12 protein-coding genes are annotated in these 16,920 nt (G+C 71.8%); 1 reads left to right on the top strand and 11 read right to left on the bottom strand.

Translation table 11 applies throughout. The annotated features are described in order from the left end of the window. Positions 1 to 83 precede the first annotated feature (83 nt). From ACFWV3_RS06975 to ACFWV3_RS06985, 3 genes are all read right to left on the bottom strand, one after another. Positions 84 to 2,768 (bottom strand): BTAD domain-containing putative transcriptional regulator, encoded by a 2,685-nt coding sequence (locus ACFWV3_RS06975; protein WP_382409158.1) that lies wholly within the window; start codon positions 2,766 to 2,768, stop codon positions 84 to 86. A 335-nt stretch (positions 2,769 to 3,103) separates the two neighbouring features. Then, the gene (locus tag ACFWV3_RS06980; RefSeq protein WP_382409160.1) at positions 3,104 to 3,730 is read right to left on the bottom strand and encodes a TetR/AcrR family transcriptional regulator; all 627 of its coding nucleotides are present in this window, start codon (positions 3,728 to 3,730) and stop codon (positions 3,104 to 3,106) included. A gap of 3 nt (positions 3,731 to 3,733) precedes the next feature. Then, complete coding sequence (locus tag ACFWV3_RS06985; RefSeq protein WP_382409162.1) at positions 3,734 to 6,058, bottom strand: glycoside hydrolase family 3 C-terminal domain-containing protein; 2,325 nt, start codon at positions 6,056 to 6,058, stop codon at positions 3,734 to 3,736. A 144-nt stretch (positions 6,059 to 6,202) separates the two neighbouring features. Between ACFWV3_RS06985 and ACFWV3_RS06990 the strand changes: the two genes are divergently transcribed. Beyond that, on the top strand, positions 6,203 to 6,910 hold the full coding sequence (locus ACFWV3_RS06990) for a BTAD domain-containing putative transcriptional regulator (RefSeq protein ID WP_382409164.1): 708 nt from the start codon (positions 6,203 to 6,205) through the stop codon (positions 6,908 to 6,910). A 291-nt stretch (positions 6,911 to 7,201) separates the two neighbouring features. Here the strand turns inward: ACFWV3_RS06990 and ACFWV3_RS06995 are convergent, their stop codons facing one another. The 8 genes from ACFWV3_RS06995 to ACFWV3_RS07030 form a co-directional block, all read right to left on the bottom strand. Beyond that, a complete protein-coding gene (locus ACFWV3_RS06995) occupies positions 7,202 to 9,412 on the bottom strand; it encodes a hypothetical protein (protein WP_382409166.1) in 2,211 nt (736 codons plus the stop codon). A gap of 88 nt (positions 9,413 to 9,500) precedes the next feature. Next, positions 9,501 to 10,883 (bottom strand): FGGY-family carbohydrate kinase, encoded by a 1,383-nt coding sequence (locus ACFWV3_RS07000; RefSeq protein ID WP_382409169.1) that lies wholly within the window; start codon positions 10,881 to 10,883, stop codon positions 9,501 to 9,503. Continuing rightward, entirely contained in the window at positions 10,880 to 12,355 is a 1,476-nt protein-coding gene (locus ACFWV3_RS07005) for an FAD-binding oxidoreductase (protein WP_382409171.1), read from the bottom strand. Before ACFWV3_RS07005 ends, ACFWV3_RS07000 begins: the two co-directional genes overlap by 4 nt. A gap of 19 nt (positions 12,356 to 12,374) precedes the next feature. Further along, positions 12,375 to 13,142, bottom strand: coding sequence for an SDR family oxidoreductase (locus tag ACFWV3_RS07010; protein WP_382409173.1), 768 nt, complete (start codon positions 13,140 to 13,142; stop codon positions 12,375 to 12,377). Further along, entirely contained in the window at positions 13,142 to 14,554 is a 1,413-nt protein-coding gene (locus tag ACFWV3_RS07015) for an NAD-dependent succinate-semialdehyde dehydrogenase (RefSeq protein WP_382409175.1), read from the bottom strand. The genes ACFWV3_RS07010 and ACFWV3_RS07015 overlap by 1 nt, the downstream gene beginning before the upstream one ends. 11 nt (positions 14,555 to 14,565) lie before the next feature. Beyond that, positions 14,566 to 15,474 carry an NAD(P)-dependent oxidoreductase gene (locus ACFWV3_RS07020; RefSeq protein ID WP_382409177.1) on the bottom strand — a complete coding sequence of 303 codons (909 nt, stop codon included), beginning with the start codon at positions 15,472 to 15,474 and terminating at the stop codon, positions 14,566 to 14,568. Further along, positions 15,471 to 15,974, bottom strand: coding sequence for a formaldehyde-activating enzyme (fae, locus tag ACFWV3_RS07025; RefSeq protein ID WP_382409179.1), 504 nt, complete (start codon positions 15,972 to 15,974; stop codon positions 15,471 to 15,473). Before fae ends, ACFWV3_RS07020 begins: the two co-directional genes overlap by 4 nt. Next, entirely contained in the window at positions 15,974 to 16,894 is a 921-nt protein-coding gene (locus tag ACFWV3_RS07030) for a glycine betaine ABC transporter substrate-binding protein (RefSeq protein WP_382409181.1), read from the bottom strand. Before ACFWV3_RS07030 ends, fae begins: the two co-directional genes overlap by 1 nt. Positions 16,895 to 16,920: the final 26 nt, after the last annotated feature.

Here is a 16,920-nt window from a genome sequence, read left to right on the forward strand (position 1 = left end):
AGGCCCCAGCCCGCCTCGGCCCCGGCCCCGGCCAAGTCCCGCCCGCCCCAGTCTCCGCCGACCCCAGCCCCGCCCCGCCGGCCTCAGAGCCGCCCCCGCACCTCGTCCGCCTTCGGCTCCCCCAGCTCCTCGAACAGCGTCACCGACTCGAGCCAGCACTTCTCGGCCCCCCGCCGGTCCCCGAGCCCGTCCAGCGCCAGCCCCAGGTTGTCGAGCGACTCGGCCTGCCCGTACAGGTCGCCGATCGCCCGGAACGTCTCCAGGGCCCGCTCCACGTACGACACGGCCTCGGGGAAGTCGAGCAGGCCGCGGTGGACCTCGCCGATGTTGTTGAGCAGGATGGCCTCGCTGTACGGGTCCTTGATCTCCTGCCGGATCTCCAGCGCGCGCAGGTAGCGGGCCAGTGCGACGTCGAACCGGCCCGCGTCGGCGTGCAGCAGGGCGATGTTGTTCAGCGTCACCGCCTCCGAGTGCAGGTTGCCCAGGTCGCGGGCGATGGCGGCGGCCTGTTCGAAGCACGCCAGCGCGTCGTCGGGGCGGCCCTCGACCATGTGGACGATGCCGAGGTTGTTCCAGGTCGGTTCCTCGCGCGAGCGGTCGCCGATCGCGCGGAAGATCGCCAGGGCCTTCTCGTAGCACTCGACGGCCTCGTCGTGGCGGCGCACCTCGCGCAGGGCGATGCCCAGGGTGATCAGGGTCCTGCCCTCGGCCACGTGGTTGCCGGCCGCGCGGGCGGCGTTCAGGGCCACCTCGTGCGTGTCCATCCAGTCGGCCCAGTGCTTGCGGAGGTTGAAGAAGTCCCACAGGCACTGGGCGAGCGTCCAGGAGTGCTCCGGCAGGTCGTGCTCGGCGGCGTCGCGGACGGCGGCCACCAGGTTCGCGCGTTCGGTGTCGCACCACAGCAGCGCGGTGTCGCGGTCGGCGAACGTGCGCGGGTGCACGGCCGGGTCGGCGGTGGCGATCTCCAGCTTGCGCTGCGGGTTCAGCCGCTGGGCGCTCTGCCACGACGTGTGCACGTACCAGTCCATCACCCGCCGCCGCGCGAGTGCTCTGGCCGGTGGTGGTTCGGCGGCCATGACCTGCTCGACGGCGTACGCGCGCAGCAGGTCGTGCAGGCCGTAGCGGCCGGGGGTGTGCTGCTGCAGCAGGTGTTCGTCGAGCAACGTCTCCAGCAGGTCGCCCGCCTCGTACGCGGTCAGTCCCGCCAGTGCGGCGGCGGAGTCGGCGGTGACGTCCTCGCCGGGGTGGAGTCCGAGGAGGCGAAACAGGCGCCTCTGGTTCTCCGGCAACGCCTGGTACGAGAGGTCGAACACGCCCCGCGCACCGAGACCGCCCCCTCGTTCCAGCTGGGCCACGAGGTCCAGCACCGTCCACTGAGGACGCCGGGCGAGCCGTTTCGCGGCCAGCGCCACGGCGATCGGCAGGTGCCCGCACAGCTCCGCGACGCGCTGGGCCGCCTCGCGGTCGGCGTCGACGCGGTCGGCTCCCGCGATCCGCGACAGCAACGCCACGGCCTCGCCGGGCGTGAACACGTCCAGGAAGACCGACCGGACGCCGTCGAGGCGCAGCAGCGTGCGGCGGCTGGTGATCAGCACCATGCACGTCGCGCTGCCCGGCAGCAGCGGCAGCACCTGGTCCTCGCCGGCGACGTTGTCCAGCAGCACCAACGCGCGCTTGCCCGCCAGCCGGTCCCGGTACAGGGCGGCGCGGGCCTCCAGCGACTCGGGGATCTGCCCGCCCGGCACGCCCAGCAGGCGCAGGAAGCTCTCCAGCACGGCGGCGGGGTCGGCAGGCAGCTCGTCCGGGTCGAAGCCGTGCAGGTCCGCCCACAGTTGCACGTCCGGGAAACGCTGAACGAGCCGGTGGGCCGCGCGGACCGCCAGCTTCGTCTTGCCCACCCCTGCCATGCCCTCGATCGCGGAGATCACGACCGTGGTCTGCGGTCCCGGCTCGCACAGCTTGCGCAGCTCGGCCTCGCGCCCGGTGAACTCGGCGATGTCCATCGGCAGCTGGCGGTGCGCGTTCAAAGCCGCGGGCGAGGGCACCCGGCTTTCGAGGATCACCTGCTGCAACTGGCGCAGCCGCGCGCCCGGCTCGACGCCGACCTGCTCCACCACGTGCTTGCGCGCCGCCGCGTAGGCCTCCAGCGCCTCACCCCGCCGCCCGGAGCGGTCGAGCGCCAGCATCAGCTGCGCCCACAGCTCCTCGCGCAACGGGTGCAACGCCGACTCCCGCCGCAGCCGGTCGATCACGTCGTCGAACCGGCCGAGCTCCAGCGCCGCTCTGGCGTAGCGCTCGACGGCGGTGAGCCTGCGTTCCTGGATCCGGGTGAACTCCGCGCGCAGCAACGGTCCCGCGTTCAGCTCCGCGGTCGGGATGCCGTGCCACTTGGCCAGCGCACCGGCGAACGCCTCGGCCGCGGCCTCGGTGTCGTTGTCCGCCAACGCCTGCTCACCGGCGCGCACGAGCTCGTCGAACGCGTCCAGGTCCAGCTCGCCGGGCTCGACGGTGAGCTGGTAGCCGTGACCGGGCCTGGTGACCAGCCGGTCGCCGACGACCTTGCGCAGCCCGGCGACGTAGGTGCGGAGGTTCGACTCGGGCGAGACCGGCGGAACGTCCCACACGGCCTCCGTCAGCTGTGCGACGCTGACGGCCTCGTTCGCGTGCAGCAGCAGCATCGTCAGCACCGCGCGCTGTCTCGGTCCTCCCAGCTCCAGCAGTGCGCCTTCCCGCCGTACCGCCAGCGAGCCGAGCAGCAGGAACTCCACAGGTTGGTATCTCCTCGATGATCGGGAACGGTCGGTACGGCCATCCTCGCGCACATCCTGACCGTCTGTGCACGCCCTGGGCGAAATCTGTGCACGCCTCCTGGCACCGTTGCACCCAGAGCCGGTACCTGTGCCGCCAGGCCCGAGAACACCTGGGATTTGGGGGTCGGCACAGTTGCCGGATCCGGTTCCCCCAAGAACCCGGCCGGCGTGTGAAAGTCACCGCGCACGTCGGCCACCTTCACAAGACCGGTGGCCCGGGCGGGTCCCCCAGACTGAATCCGGGCCACCACCTTGTGCACGGCGCCGACGCGCTCAGGGAACTGTCAGGACCTTCAGGAGCAGCGCCAGCGCGCCCGCAGCGTGGACACGAAGATCTCGAACTCGCGTGCCATCGCGACTTCCTCCGGTTGCAGCAACCACTGCTGCTGCAACCCGTCGATCACCGCCACCGTCGTCCGCACGATCGAGCCGACCGGGGCGTCCGCCGCGAACTCGCCGCGCTCGACGCCCGTGCGAACGGCCTCACCCAGCCAGGTCCGAATGCCCGCGTAGTGCTGCTGCACCCAGGCGTGGGCGGGGTGCGCCGGGTCGGTCGCCTCGGCCGCGAGCCGCACGAACAACCCGACCAGCTCCGGCCGCGTGGAGTTGCGCGCCACCAGCGCGGTCAGCGCGTCGAACGCCGCCCAGCCCAGCGGGGGCGCCGTGCCGCCGGCCAGGAACGCGCCGTCCTGCCGGTCGCGTTCCTCCAGCACGGCCGCGAGCAGCGCCGCCTTGCTCGGGAAGTGGTGCAGCAGACCGGACTGCGAGAGCCCGGTCTTCGCCGCGACGGCGGCGACGGACGTTCCCCGGTACCCGGTCAGGGCGAACAGCTCGGTCGCGACGGCCACCGCCTTCGCCCTGGACTCCTCACCGGAGACGTCCACGCGCGACCTGGCCCGGTAGCGGGGTGGGAACGACACGGGTCACCCCTGCCCGGCCGGCAGGGTCACGCGGACGTCGCCCAGCCCGCGGGCGATCAGCACCTCACCGCCGCGCAACGGGTGCCAGCCGTCGAACCACACCCGCTGCACGCGAGCCGAGCACTCCACGTCGACCCGCGCGGTCTCACCCGCCGCGACGTCCACGAGCGACCAGCCGACCAGCCGGACCGGTTCGTCCGCCGGTCGCAGGTAGACCTGCACGACCTCGCGGCCCGCACGATCGCCGGTGTTGGTGACCTCGACGGACACGCGGTCGACCATTCCATCCACAGTGGACGGTGAGGCGGTGCCGTACTCCCAGGTCGTGTAGCCGAGGCCGTGACCGAACCAGAACAACGGGTCGGCCGCGGCGCGGTGACCGATCGCCGTGCCCTCGTCGTACTTCAGCTCGCCGTCCACCGGGACCAGCGGCAACACCTCGGCGTCGGTGCGCGGGAACGTGGTGACGAGCCGCCCGGCCGGTTCGACGTGCCCGAGCAGGGCCGCGGCGACCGCGTCACCGGCCTCCTGACCGGGAAGTCCCGCCCACAGCACGGCGTCGACCTGGTCGAGCCACGGCATCAGCACCGGCGTCGCCGCGTTCACCACGACGACCGTGCGCTTCGCGGCCGCCGCCACCGCCGCGACCAGCGCGTCCTGCTCGCCCGGCAACGCCAGCGTGGTCTTGTCGAAGCCCTCGGTCTCCTGCTCGTCGGTGAGGCCGACGACCACGACCGCGACATCGGCCTCGCGGGCCGCCCGCACCGCGGCGCCGATCGCGTCGGCGGGCGGACGGGGCACGGGCTGGGCGATGAGGCCGACCAGCGCGCTGGCCTCGCGGACGCGGGCGGTGATCCGGTCACCGGGGGAGAGCAGGACCTCGGTCGTCCAGTGCGGCGGCTTGAGCAGCGCCTCCTCGACGATGCCGTCCGCCCAGGCCAGCCGCGGGGAGTGCTCCTCGCCGCCGGCCTCGAGCGTCCAGGAGCCGAACCCGCGCACGCCGACCAGCAGCCTCGTCGGTTCGTCGAGCACGACCTCGCCGGACACCTCGATCGACGCGGCACCCTGCGCCCACCCGCCGTACGCCGCGAGCTCCGCGATCTCCATGTCGCGTGACGCCAGCACCTCGCCGGCGGCGTCGTAGGTCGTGGCGCGGATGTTCGTCAGGATCTTGGGCGCGGCGTACCGCAGCCGGACCTCCACACCGTCTACAACGGACACCCCGGGGCCAAGCAGCGAGGCCAGGCCGTCGGCGATGCTGATCACGTGCGGCGGTCGCAGCCCGGCGGAACCGCCGCCCTGGGCGACGGTGTCGAGTGCGTGCCGGCCGATCAGCGCCATCCGGGAGGAGGCGTCGAGCGGCAGCGCGCCCGAGTTCTTCAGCACCACCATGCCGCCTGCGGCGAACCTCCGCAGCTGCTCCCGCCGGATCTCGCTGTCCGGCGCGGGAAGGCCGGTGGGCCACGTGCGTTCACCGCCGAACGCGCCGGTGCGCGATGCCAGGAGCAGCAACCGGCGCAGGTGGTCGTCGATGGCCGCTTCGGTGACCTCGCCCGCCTCGACGGCGGCGACGAGCTCGTCCTCCCACGGCCCGCCGGGACCGGGCATGACCAGGTCGAGGCCGCCGTTTGCGCTGGCGGCGGTGGACTTCGTGGCGAACCAGTCGGACATGACCAGGCCGTCGAAGCCCCACTCGCCCTTCAGCACGCCCTCGACGAGCTCGGTGTGCTCGGTCGCCGGCACGCCGTTGACGTTGTTGTAGGCCGCCATGACCGCCCACGGCGAGGAGTCCTCGACGACGATCTCGAACGGCAGCAGGTACAGCTCGCGCAACGTCTTCTCGTCGAGCACCATGCCGGCCGTGCGCCGCTCGGTCTCGGACTCGTTGGCCACGTAGTGCTTCGGCGTCGCCGCGATGCCCTTGTCCTGCAGGCCCCGCACGTACGCGGCGGCGAGCACGCCGGTGAGCAGCGGGTCCTCGCTGTAGGCCTCGAACAGCCGGCCGCCGAGCGGCGTGCGGTGCAGGTTGATCGTGGGGCCGAGCACGACGTGCACCTGTTGCGCCGCGGCCTCGTCGGCGAGCACCTCGCCGACCTCGCGGGCCAGGCCTGAGTCCCAGTGCTGGGCGAGCAGCGTCGCGTTCGGCAGCACGCAGGCGATCACGCCGCCGCGCAGCTCGGCGCCGCGGACACCGGTCGGGCCGTCGGACAGCTTCAGCGACGCCAGCCCGATGCGCGGCTCGTCGTGCAGCGCGAAGAGCGCGGACCCGGTCAGCAGCCGCACCTTGCCGCGCAGGTCCAGGCTCGCGATCGCCTCGTCGATGTCCATGCTCCCGAGCAAACCACCGCTACCGACCAAGTGGTCGGTCGGTATATGCCGCCGTGACCTCACGGTGATGCCGCCGTGATGTGTGCCGTCGTGCGGCACACCGGCGGCACGCCTCTTCTCACGTCCAAGGGGAGGGGAATGGTGATGAGGATCCAGGTGCGGTTGCTGGGACCGCTGGAGGTGCACGGGCCGTTCGGCCCGGTGCGCTTCACGGGGGCGCGGCGGCGGGCGGTGTTCGCGTTGCTGGCGCTGAGAACCGGGCGGCTGGTGTCGAGATCGGCGCTGGTCGACGGCCTGTGGGGCGAGGACGTGCCGCCGACGGGCACGAAGACGCTGCAGGGGCACGTGGCGAAGGTCCGCAGGGCGCTGGAGCTGGCGGGAGCTCCCGGTGTCGTGCTGACCCGTGAACCGGGGTACGTGCTCGACCCCGCGCGGGTCGTCGTCGACGTGGAGGAGTTCGACGGGCACGTGCGGCGCGGGAGGTACGCCTCGGCACTGGCGCTGCACCGCGGGGACCCGCTGGCGGACTGCCCGGTCGAGGGGTGGGCGGCGGCGGAGGTCGTGCGGCTGCGGGAGGAGCTGGCGTTCGCGGAGGAGAGCCACGCGGCGGCGCTGTGCCTGGCGGGCCGGCACGCGGAGGCGATCGGGCAGCTGGAACGGCTGGTGGCGCTGTACCCGTTGCGGGAGTCGTTGTGGGACCTGCTGATGGAGGCCCAGCACCGGGCGGGAAGGCCGGGCGACGCGCTGCGGACCTACCGGCGGGTGCGCGCGTTGCTGGTGGAGGAGTTCGGGATGGAGCCGGGGGACGCGTTGCGCCGCAGGGAGGCCGCCGTGCTGGCCGGCTGCGCCTGAACACCGCGGCCCGTGTCGGGGGTGCGAGCCGCGGTGTCCTCTCCGGCGAGACCGGTCGCGTCGCGTTCTGGGGTACCGCTTTCCGCGGGCGACCGGCCGGGTGCGCCGCGACCCGCGCTGGGGGACAGGTCGCGACGCTGGTCGTGCTGCCGGCCAATGCCGCCCCCTCGGAGGCACTGACCGGTCACGAACCGGGTGGCACGGGCCGGAGGACCCGTGGGCGGAGGTGCTCGGCGCCTCCTGACCTCCAGCGTGCCGGACCGCGGTGGCGAACCGGCGGCCGCGCGGTGGTCAAGATCCGCCGGGCCGGTACGCACAGCGGTAGCCGGTGGTCACGGCCGAGCGCAACGCGTCCGCTGTGGACGGTTCGGTCGCCGCGATCGTGTCGATGGCGCGCCGGATCGCCTTGCGCACCGCGGTCCTGGCGCGTTCGGCGGGGCCGGCGAAGTTCCTGCCGCGCCCGCCCAGGCCCGTCTCGCGTTCCAGGTGGCTCAGCAGCGCCTCCAGCTCGGCCTCCAGCCGCGGCGACGGGTCCTCGTCGATCCGGGCGCGCAGGTCGCGGATCCGGGCGAGGTAGGCGGTGCGGGCCTCCGGGTCGAGCACCGGCTGGTTGCCGCTGTCCTCGCCGCCGACGAGCTCCAGCGCCGGGATCTCCGCGCCGGGGTTGGCGACGAGCCGCGCCAGGTAGCGCATGCCGACGAGGTCCTCGACGTGGACCTCGGCGCCGTGGTGGGCCACGACCCACCAGCCGCTCTCCCTGCGGATCGTGACGCGGCCGGCCAGCCCGTCGCGGGAGCGCGCCCACGCTGCGGCGCGGGCGGTCATGCCGATCTCCGCGGCGTCGGCGACGGCGGCGTCGAACAAGGCCCGGCCGCGGTCCCCGCCGACGACCTGCGCGAGCTCCGCGCGGGCGCAGGCGGTCATCGGCCGGTTGCCGAGACGGATGTTGGTGGTGACCGCGCGTTCCAGGTGCCGTGTCGCGAGGGCGGTGTCGCCGAACGTCGTGGCGGCGATGCCGAGCAGCAGCTCGACCGAGCCGAAGCAGACGATCGCGGTCGCGGGCACGACCGGCTGCGCGGCGAACGGTTCGAGCAACCGGTAGGCCTCGCGGGCGGTCTCCGCCTCGCCCAGCGCCGCCACCACGTGCACCACGCCGAACATGCACACGATCCACGTGCTGGACAACGGGACCGCCGCCAGCCCGTTGATCGTCAGCCGGTCCAGCGCCGACCGCGCCCGGTCCGGTTGCCCGGCCTCCAGCGCCAGCAACGCGTGCGCCGCCTCGAAGCTGAACTCCAGGTCCGGCAGCGTGGGCGAGTGGGTGACCTGTTCGGCCAGGTCGGCGAGCTCGCCGCCGCGGCCCTGCAACCACCGGATCGCGAACAGGTGCGAGCTGTGGAACGTCTCCGCGTCCACGTCTCCCGCCGCCAGGCCCATCCGCAGGCAGGCCAGCGCCTTGTGCTCGGCCTCGTCGAACCGCCCGGCGCGGATCGTGCGCATCACGTCCATGGCGGCGTGGTAGAAGAGCAGCCCCGGGTACCCGGCCGCGCGGCGGGCCAGCTCGACCTGCGACCGCTCCGCGTGCGGGTCGCCCAGGCAGAACAGGTCCTGCGTGCGGCGGCACAACCCGCTGAGCGCCAGCAGGTCCAGCCCCGCCGCCGAGGCGACGGTGATCAGCTCACCGGCCAGCGCCAGCCGGGCGGCGTTGTGCTCCGGCGACCACAACGCGTGGTGCGCGAGCGACAACGCCTCGGCCAGGGTCCGCGAGTCGCCCGTGTTCCTGGCCTCCTCCAACGCTTCCAGCGCGCACTCGGTCTCACGGCGCTCGTAAGCCCGTTCCGCCGCGAGCCGCACGGACAGCCGCGTGCGCAACGGCTCCGGCGGTTCCGCGGCCAGCGCCTCGCGCAACCGGGCCGTCGCGAGCGCGCGGTCGGCCCTGCCGCGGTACTTGTTGACCCACATGCCCGGCAGCCCGAGCGCCGCCTCCGGGTCGCCCTCGCGCGCCGCCTGGTCGAGCAGGTCACGCGCCTCGGTGATCCTTCCCCCGGCCAGCACGGCGTGGGCGCGTTCGACCAGCCGCACGGTGTCGTGGAGCGCGGTCGAGCCGGTCGAGGTGACGACGAGGACGACGGGCAGCCGGTGCACGCCGCCGGCGACGAGCTGCGTCAGCCGGAACGTCTCCTCGCCGGCCACGTCGACGTCGTCGACCAGGACCAGCGCCGGCCCGGCCGACAGCAGGTCGAGGACCTTCCTCGCGCACACCTCGGGATCGCCGTCGAGCGCGGACGCGTCCCCGCCCAGCCCGGCGACGACGGCGTGCCACGGCCAGAACGCGGGCGCGTCCGCGCGGCACCCGACCCAGGTGACCGCGAACCCGTGCGTGCGCGCCAGTTCCGCCGCCTGGACCAGGTCCCGCGTCCGTTCGGCTCCCGCCGGTCGCGTGACCGCGAAGAGCTGACCGGCTCCCGTTCTCGCCCGTTCGAACGCCGCTTCCGGCAGCACCAGTTCACCCTCGAATGCACTTCCTCGGCCAGGACCCGGAGGAACCTAGCGGAGACCGGAGACCGCCGCGTACGCGGTCGCTACGCATTCAAGGACGAAGGTTCCGCTGCAGAGATACGAAAAGCGGATCGGTGAACTCCGTGATCCGCGCGTGCTCCCGGGAGAGCACCGCGTAGGCCTGCGCGGCGGGGGACGGCGTGACGACGTCCGCGGTCGTGACCATCGCCTTCACCGCGGTGTCCCAGTCGGGGTGCACGCCGCCGCCGACCGCCGCGCAGATCGCCGCGCCCAGCCCGGCGGCGTCGCTCATCCCGGTGCGCCGCACGGGAAGCCCGAACACGTCGGCGAAGATCTGCGTCATCAGATCGGACCGCGACCCGCCACCGGAGACGACCAGCTCCGTGAACGGCCGCCCCAGCGCGTCGGCCATGGCCGTGCTGTGCCGGTGCATCGTGAACGCGATGCCCTCCAGGATCGAGCGGTACAGGTGGAAGCGGCCCTGCGTGCCGTCGAACCCGAGCAGCGCGCCGCGCCGGTGCGGGTGGTCGCCGGGCGCCAGCCAGTCGAGCACGGTCATCAGCCCGCCGCAGCCCGGTTCCACCGCGGCGGCACCGGTCTCCAGGTCGCCGAGGTCCGCGCCGACGAGCTGCCGGTACCAGCTCACGGTCCACATGCCGCGCCGGATCCCGTTGCTCTCGTACAGGTACCGGCCCGGCACCGAGCCGAAGTTCGACCAGAACCGCGCCTCCGGGTCCACGACGTGGTGGGCGCCAGTGGTCATCGCCGCGATGTAGGTGCCCAGCGACACCAGCAGCTCGTCGCCGAGCCCGCTGCCGAGCGCCTCGACTGCCTTGTCGTTGGACGTCGCGAACACCGGCAGCCCGGCGGGCAGCCCGGTCGCCGCGGCCGCGTCCTCGGTGACGTGCCCGAGCACCTCGCCGGGGCCGACCAGCTCGAACAGCTGCTCGCGGCGCATCCCGGTGTCCTGATAGGACGGTCCACCGTCCGGCCAGCGCCACGTCTCGTGGTCGATCGGCCACATGCCCTCGTAGTTGCCCGCGGTGTCGCGGCGCTCGCCGGTGAGCCGGAGCGTCACGTACCCCGAGGAGGTCGTGACGTACCGGATCGCCGGGTCGTCCCACTGCGGCTGCCCCAGCCGGTCGTCCATCCAGCTCAGCACCGGCTCGGTGAGCCGGCCGTCCTCGTCGAGGAGCGCCCGGCAGAACCGGATCGTGCACAGGCCGACACCGGCGATCTCACCGGGTGCGCCGGTGAACCGCCGCATCGCCTCGGCGCAGGCCTCCGCGATCGAGTCCCACACGTCGTCACCGGGATGCACGACCTGGCCGCGGACCGGGTGTTCGTACGGCCGCAGCGGCCGCTGGGCCGAGGCGTGCACCCGGCCCAGCTCGTCGACGATCGACACCTTCGTGCTCTGCGAGCCGTTGTCGATCGCGATCAGGTAGCTCATGACACCGGGAAGATCGTGCCGGCGTTCATGATCCCGTTCGGGTCGAACCCGCGCTTGAGCACCTCCAGCAGCGAGTACGCGCTGCCGTGCTCCTCGCGCGTCCACGGCGTGCGGTACTTGCCGATGCCGTGGTGGTGCACCATCGACCCGCCGAGCCGCAGCGCCTCCTCGACGATGATCGCGTTGAGCGGGATGTGGTACTCGGTGATCTCCTGCTCGGGCTCGCAGGTGATGTCGTAGTCGTAGACGAAGTAGAGGTTCGTGCCGGTCTGGTAGCTGTGCGACGAGTGCGCCCCCAGCATCGTGAGGTCGCCGAAGCGCGGGAACTCGGTGCGCACGCGGGTCATGATCGCGTCGTAGAGCGGCGTGACGTTCGACCAGTCGACCGAGACCTCGGTGGTGTAGCCGAGGTGCCGGGTCTCCAGCATCGCGCGCTTCTCGGCGTCGATCTTGTCCTGGCCCCAGTTGAGGTTGTCGAACCAGTCGACGACCAGCTTCGGGTCCACGGCCTCGGTGCCGGCGAACGTCTTCTCGATCGCCTCGGCGGTGGCCCGCGCGATGCCCTCCGGGCCTTCCGCGACCAGCACGACCACGTTCTTGTTCCGGGAGAAGTGACGGAAGTGCTGGTTCGCGTCCTCGGGGGAGTAGACGCGGCACACGGACGGCCGGTACCCGTCGGTGATCAGCGTGCGCAACCGCTCGACGGCGTCGCCGAAGTCGTCGGTGAGGAAACCGAAGTAGTGGTTGTGCTCGGGCTGGTGCTTGAACAGCTTCACGGTGACCTCGGTGATCACGCACAGCGCGCCCTCGTTGCCGATCACGACGTGGCGGACGTCCGGACCGGCCGCGCGGCGCGGGACGTTCTTGATCCGGCTGACCGTGCCGTCCGGGAACACCGCCTCCAGGCCCACGACCATGTCCTCGATCCCGCCGTACAGCGTGGAGAACTGGCCGATCGACCGGGTCGCGACGAGCCCGCCCATCTGCGCGAGCGGCTTGGACTGCGGCGAGTGGCCGGTCGTCAGCCCCTGCTCGCGCAGCGCGTCCTCCAGGCGCTGCAACGGAACGCCGCACTGCGCCGTGACCATCATGTTGACCGGGTCGATCTTGACGATGGCGTCCATCGTGGACCCGTCGAGCACGACGGTGTCCTCCACCAGCGTCTCCAGACCGCCTTCGGTGGCGGTGCGGCCGGTGCGCGGGACGACGTTGACCCGGTGCTCGTTCGCGAACGCCAGCACCTTGCTGACCTCGCCGGTGTTGCCCGGCTTGACGATCGCGGCCGGGATCGGGCCGGTGAAGATGCCGTGCACCGACGTGTACTTGCGGAACCTGTCGACGCTGGCGTCCTTCAGCTCCTGGTCGTCGGTGACGACCCGGCCGGCGCCGAGGAGGGCGGTGAGGCCGGCGACGATTTCGGCGCGGCTCAGGTCGGAGGCGGACGGGACGGAGGGCGGCGGTGCAGGAAACATGGCTCTGCTTTCAGGAGAGTCAGCGGACGAGATAACCGCCGTCGACCACGAGCGTGTGGCCGTTGACGTAGTCGGAGGCGCGGCACGCCAGGAACACCAGCGCGCCCATGAGGTCGCTCGGGTCGCCCCAGCGGCCGGCCGGGATGTGGTCGACCACCCGCTGGTTGGTCGCCGGGTCCGCGCGGGTGGCCTCGGTGATCTTCGTGGCGAAGTAGCCCGGCGCCAGCGCGTTGACCTGGATGTTGTGCTGCGCCAGCTCGTCGCAGTAGGCCTTGGTGAACCCGGCGATGCCGTGCTTGGTCGCGGCGTACGCGGGGGACTGCCTGCCGCCCAGGAACGAGAACAGCGACGCGATGTTGATGATCTTCCCGGATCGCTGCGGGATCATGTACCGGGTGGCCTCGTGGGCGAGCTCGAACGCCGCGGTCAGGTTGACCGCGACCATCGGGTCCCACTTGGAGCGGTCGAAGCCCTCCACGTCGTCGAGCAGGCTGATGCCGGCCGAGTTCACGACGATGTCGACCGACCCGAACTGCTCGAAGCACGCGTCCACGACCTGGGCGCAGGCGCCGGGTGCCGTGATGTCCGCGGTCATCCCCGCGAACCGCCTGCCCTGCGCCTCGACGAGCTCCTGCGTCTCGCCGTCGTCGTTCACCAGGCTGGGCACGAACACGTCGGCCCCGGCGGCGGCCAGGCCGAGCGCGAACGCCTGGCCCAGCCCGGTGTTGCCGCCGGTGACGACGGCGTTCTTGCCCTTCAACGAGAAGAGGTCCAACCCGAAGTCCATCAGATGCTCCCGAAGGGGTCGGACACGGCCACGTACGTGGTTTCGAGGTACTCCTCGATGCCCTCGGCACCGCCTTCACGGCCGATGCCCGAGTGCTTGACGCCGCCGAACGGCGCGGCGGGGTTCGACACGATGCCCGTGTTGAGGCCGAGCATCCCGGTCTCCAGCGTCTCCGCGAGCCGCAGACCCCGGTCGAGGTCGCGGGTGTAGGCGAAGCAGACCAGGCCGTACTCGGTGGCGTTGGCGAGCCGGACGGCCTCGTCCTCGGTGTCGAAGGTGGTGATCGGCGCGACCGGGCCGAAGATCTCCTCGGACAGCAGCCGGGCGTCCTCCGCGATGTTCACCAGCACCGTGGGCTCGTAGAAGAACCCCTTGCCCTCCGGTGCCTTGCCACCCAGGACGACCCGTGCGCCGCCGCCGACCGCGTCGTCGACCAGTTCGGACACCTTCGTCCTGGTCTTCTCGTCGACCAACGGGCCCAGCGGGTAGGTCTTCATGCGTTCCGCCAGCTTCGCCGTGAACTCCTCCACCACGTCGGAGTGCACGAGGAACCGGTTCGCTGCCACGCACGCCTCGCCGCCGTTGCGCAGCTTCGCGAGCACCGCCCCGTCGGCCGCGGCGTCGACGTCGGCGTCCTCGAAGACCAGGAACGGCGCGTTGCCCCCGAGCTCCATCGAGACCCGCAACACTTGGTCCGCGGACTGCGCGATGAGCTTCTTGCCCACCGCGGTGGAGCCGGTGAACGACAGCTTGCGCAGCCGGGGATCGCGGATCAGCGGACCGGTGACGGCGCCGGGATCGGTCGTGGTGACCACGTTCAGCACGCCCGCCGGCAGTCCGGCCTCGGTCAGCACCTCGGCGAACAGCAACGCGGTCAACGGGGTGAGCTCGGCAGGCTTGAGGACCATCGTGCACCCGGCCGCGATCGCCGGGGCGATCTTGCGGGTCGCCATGGCCAACGGGAAGTTCCACGGCGTCACGAACAGGCACGGCCCGACCGGCCGCTTGACCGTCACCAGACGGTTCTTCCCGTCCGGCGCGGTCGTGAACCGGCCGGAGATCCGCGGTGCCTCCTCCGAGAACCACCGCAGGAACTCGGCGCCGTAGGCGACCTCCACCCGTGACTCGGCCAGCGGCTTGCCCATCTCCGCGGTGATCAGCCGGGCGAACTCCTCGACGCGGCCGGTCACGAGCTCGAACGCCTTGCGCAGGATCTCGGCGCGTGCTCGCGGGGCGGTCTTCCCCCACGCGGGCTGGGCGGCGACGGCGGCGTCGAGCGCGTGGAGACCGTCCTGCGGCGTGGCTTCGGCGACCTGGGCCAGCACCTCCTCGGTGGACGGGTCCAGCACGTCGAACGTGCGGCCGTCGCTCGCGTCGGTCCACTTGCCGTCGATGTACAACTTGGTGAACATGGCGGTTCCCCTCACAGCCTCAGGTCGACCCCGATGAGGTCCTCGTAGAGCTTCATCGGGGTCATCTCCCCGGCGCGGTCGCCGTAGCTGGCGCGAGCGCGGCGGAAGATCTGCTCGACGAGTGCGGACAGCTCGGCGGGTACCCCGACCGACGCCGCGAGATCCGTCGACAGGCCGAGGTCCTTGCAGGCCAGCGCGATCGCGAAGCCCTCGTCGTAGTCGCCGTGGTCCAGCACGGACAGCACGTCGTGCTCGACGAAGTTGCTCTGCGCGGGACTGTTGACGAGCGCGGTGCGCAGCACGCCGAGGTCCACCCCGGCCTTGACGCCGATCGCCAGCACCTCGGCGGTCGCGACCAGGTGCGAGAACCACAGCTGGTTCAGCATCAGCTTCACCGTGTACCCGGCGCCGTGCCCGCCGACGTGCAGGATGCGTTCCTGGTCTCCCATGGCCTCGAACACCGGCCGGAGCCGCGTCACGTCGTCCGCGTCGCCGCCGACGAAGATCTGCAACGTGCCGTTCGCCGCGCCCACCGACATGCCGCTGACCGGCGCGTCCAGCACGTGCAGGCCGGGGTTGCGCTTGCGCACCTCGTCGGCCACCTCGGGCACCGAGGTGGACATGTCGACCCACGTACCGCTCGGGACGATCCCGGCGAGCACACCGGCCTGGCCGTTCACGACCTCGTGCACGTGCTTGGGCGTGGGCAGCATGGTGATCACCAGGTCGCTGTCGGCGGCGACCTCGGCGGGCGTGTCCGCCCACCGGGCCCCGTCGGCGACCAGCTCGTCGGCGGCCTCGCGGCGGATGTCGTTGACCACCAGCCCGAACCCGGCCTTCTGCAGGTTGCGGGTCATGCCCGAGCCCATGCTGCCGAGCCCGATGAAACCGACAGTCAGGTTCTTCGACTGCGCAGTCACGCTCTCTCCTGTGGCGTGTAGAAGGGGTTGCTCGGCGTGTCCCTGGCGGCCAGCACGTCCGCGACGGACGGCAGGTCCTTGGCGCCGTTGGCCAGCGCCGTCCGCGTGGCCTCGCGGTTGTTGCGGTAGACGGTGTCCGCGTCGTCGGCGCCGGGGTTGACCCAGACCGCCGCGATCAGCACGTGCGTCGACGTGTCCGGCTCCGGGATGCTGCCCTCGGCCACCGCGTCGGCGACCCCGGCGGCGACACCGGCCTGGGCGGGACCCCAGATCAGCAGCCCGTGCTCGTCGTTCGCGGGCGCCGCCTTCGTGACGAACAACGTCATGGGCTTGACCGGCAACGAAGGCCGCAGCACCGCCACGAACGGCACGTGCCCCGCGGAAGGCGTGGCGAGCGCGGTCGCCCACGCGGTGCCGGCGGGCCCGTCGCGGTGACCGAGCACGGTGTTGATGTGCGCGGCGTTGACGCCGTCGCCGACGAAGCTCTCCCCGATCCGCATCAGATCAGTCCCTGGGAGGTCAGCCACTCCTGGGCGACCTCGTCCGGCTCGTCACCGTCGACGTCGACCTTGGCGTTGAGCTTCTGCATCTCCTGCGTGGTCAGCTTCTCCGCCATCGGCTTGAGCACGTCCGCGATCTTCGGGTGGCTCTTGAGCACGTCGGCCTGCAGCGTGAACCCGCCCTGGTAGATCGGGAAGAACGTCCTGTCGTCCTGCAGCACGGTCAGCCCGAGCGCGGCGATGCGGCCGTCGGTCGCGAACACCTCGCCGAAGTTGCAGTCCTTGCCGTCCTTGGTGGCGGTGTAGATGACGCCGGTGTCGAGCAGCTTCACGTTGTCCTTCGGCGCGTCGAAGGCGTAGGTCTTCGAGACGCCGGGCCAGCCGTCGTCGCGGGTGGAGAACTCGCTCTCGATGCAGAACGTCCGCTCGTTCGCGGGCAGCTTGGCGATGTCGCTCATCTTCGAGACGCCGAGCTCCTTCGCCTTCTCGTTGCGGATCGCGAAGGTGTAGGTGTTGTTGAACGGCGCGGGCGCGACCCAGGCGATGCTCTTGGCCTCGTCGGCCTTCTTCACCGCGTCGAACTGCTCCTGCTCGGTCTTGAGCGGCGTCGTCTGCTTGTTGTAGGTGATCCAGGACGTGCCGGTGTACTCCCAGTAGCCCACGAACTGCTTGTTCTCCAACGCCTGGCGCACGTTCGCCGAGCCGACCAGCTTGGTGTTGGCCTCGAGCGTCGCGCCGTGGGCGTTGAGGATCTTGGTGGTCAGGTGGGCGAGGATGTACTGCTCGGCGAAGTCCTTCGAGCCGATCTGGCCGGACAGGCCCGCGAGATCGCTGCTCTTCGCCTCGGTGCTCGCGTTCGGGGAGCTGGAACAGGCGGCCAGCCCGAGGGCGAGCACACCGATGAGGGCGCGCTTGTACATGGAGGGTTCCTTTGTGGCGGAAGGGA

It is taken from the genome of Lentzea sp. NPDC059081 (assembly GCF_042738015.1).
In the GTDB taxonomy this organism is placed as follows: domain Bacteria; phylum Actinomycetota; class Actinomycetes; order Mycobacteriales; family Pseudonocardiaceae; genus Lentzea.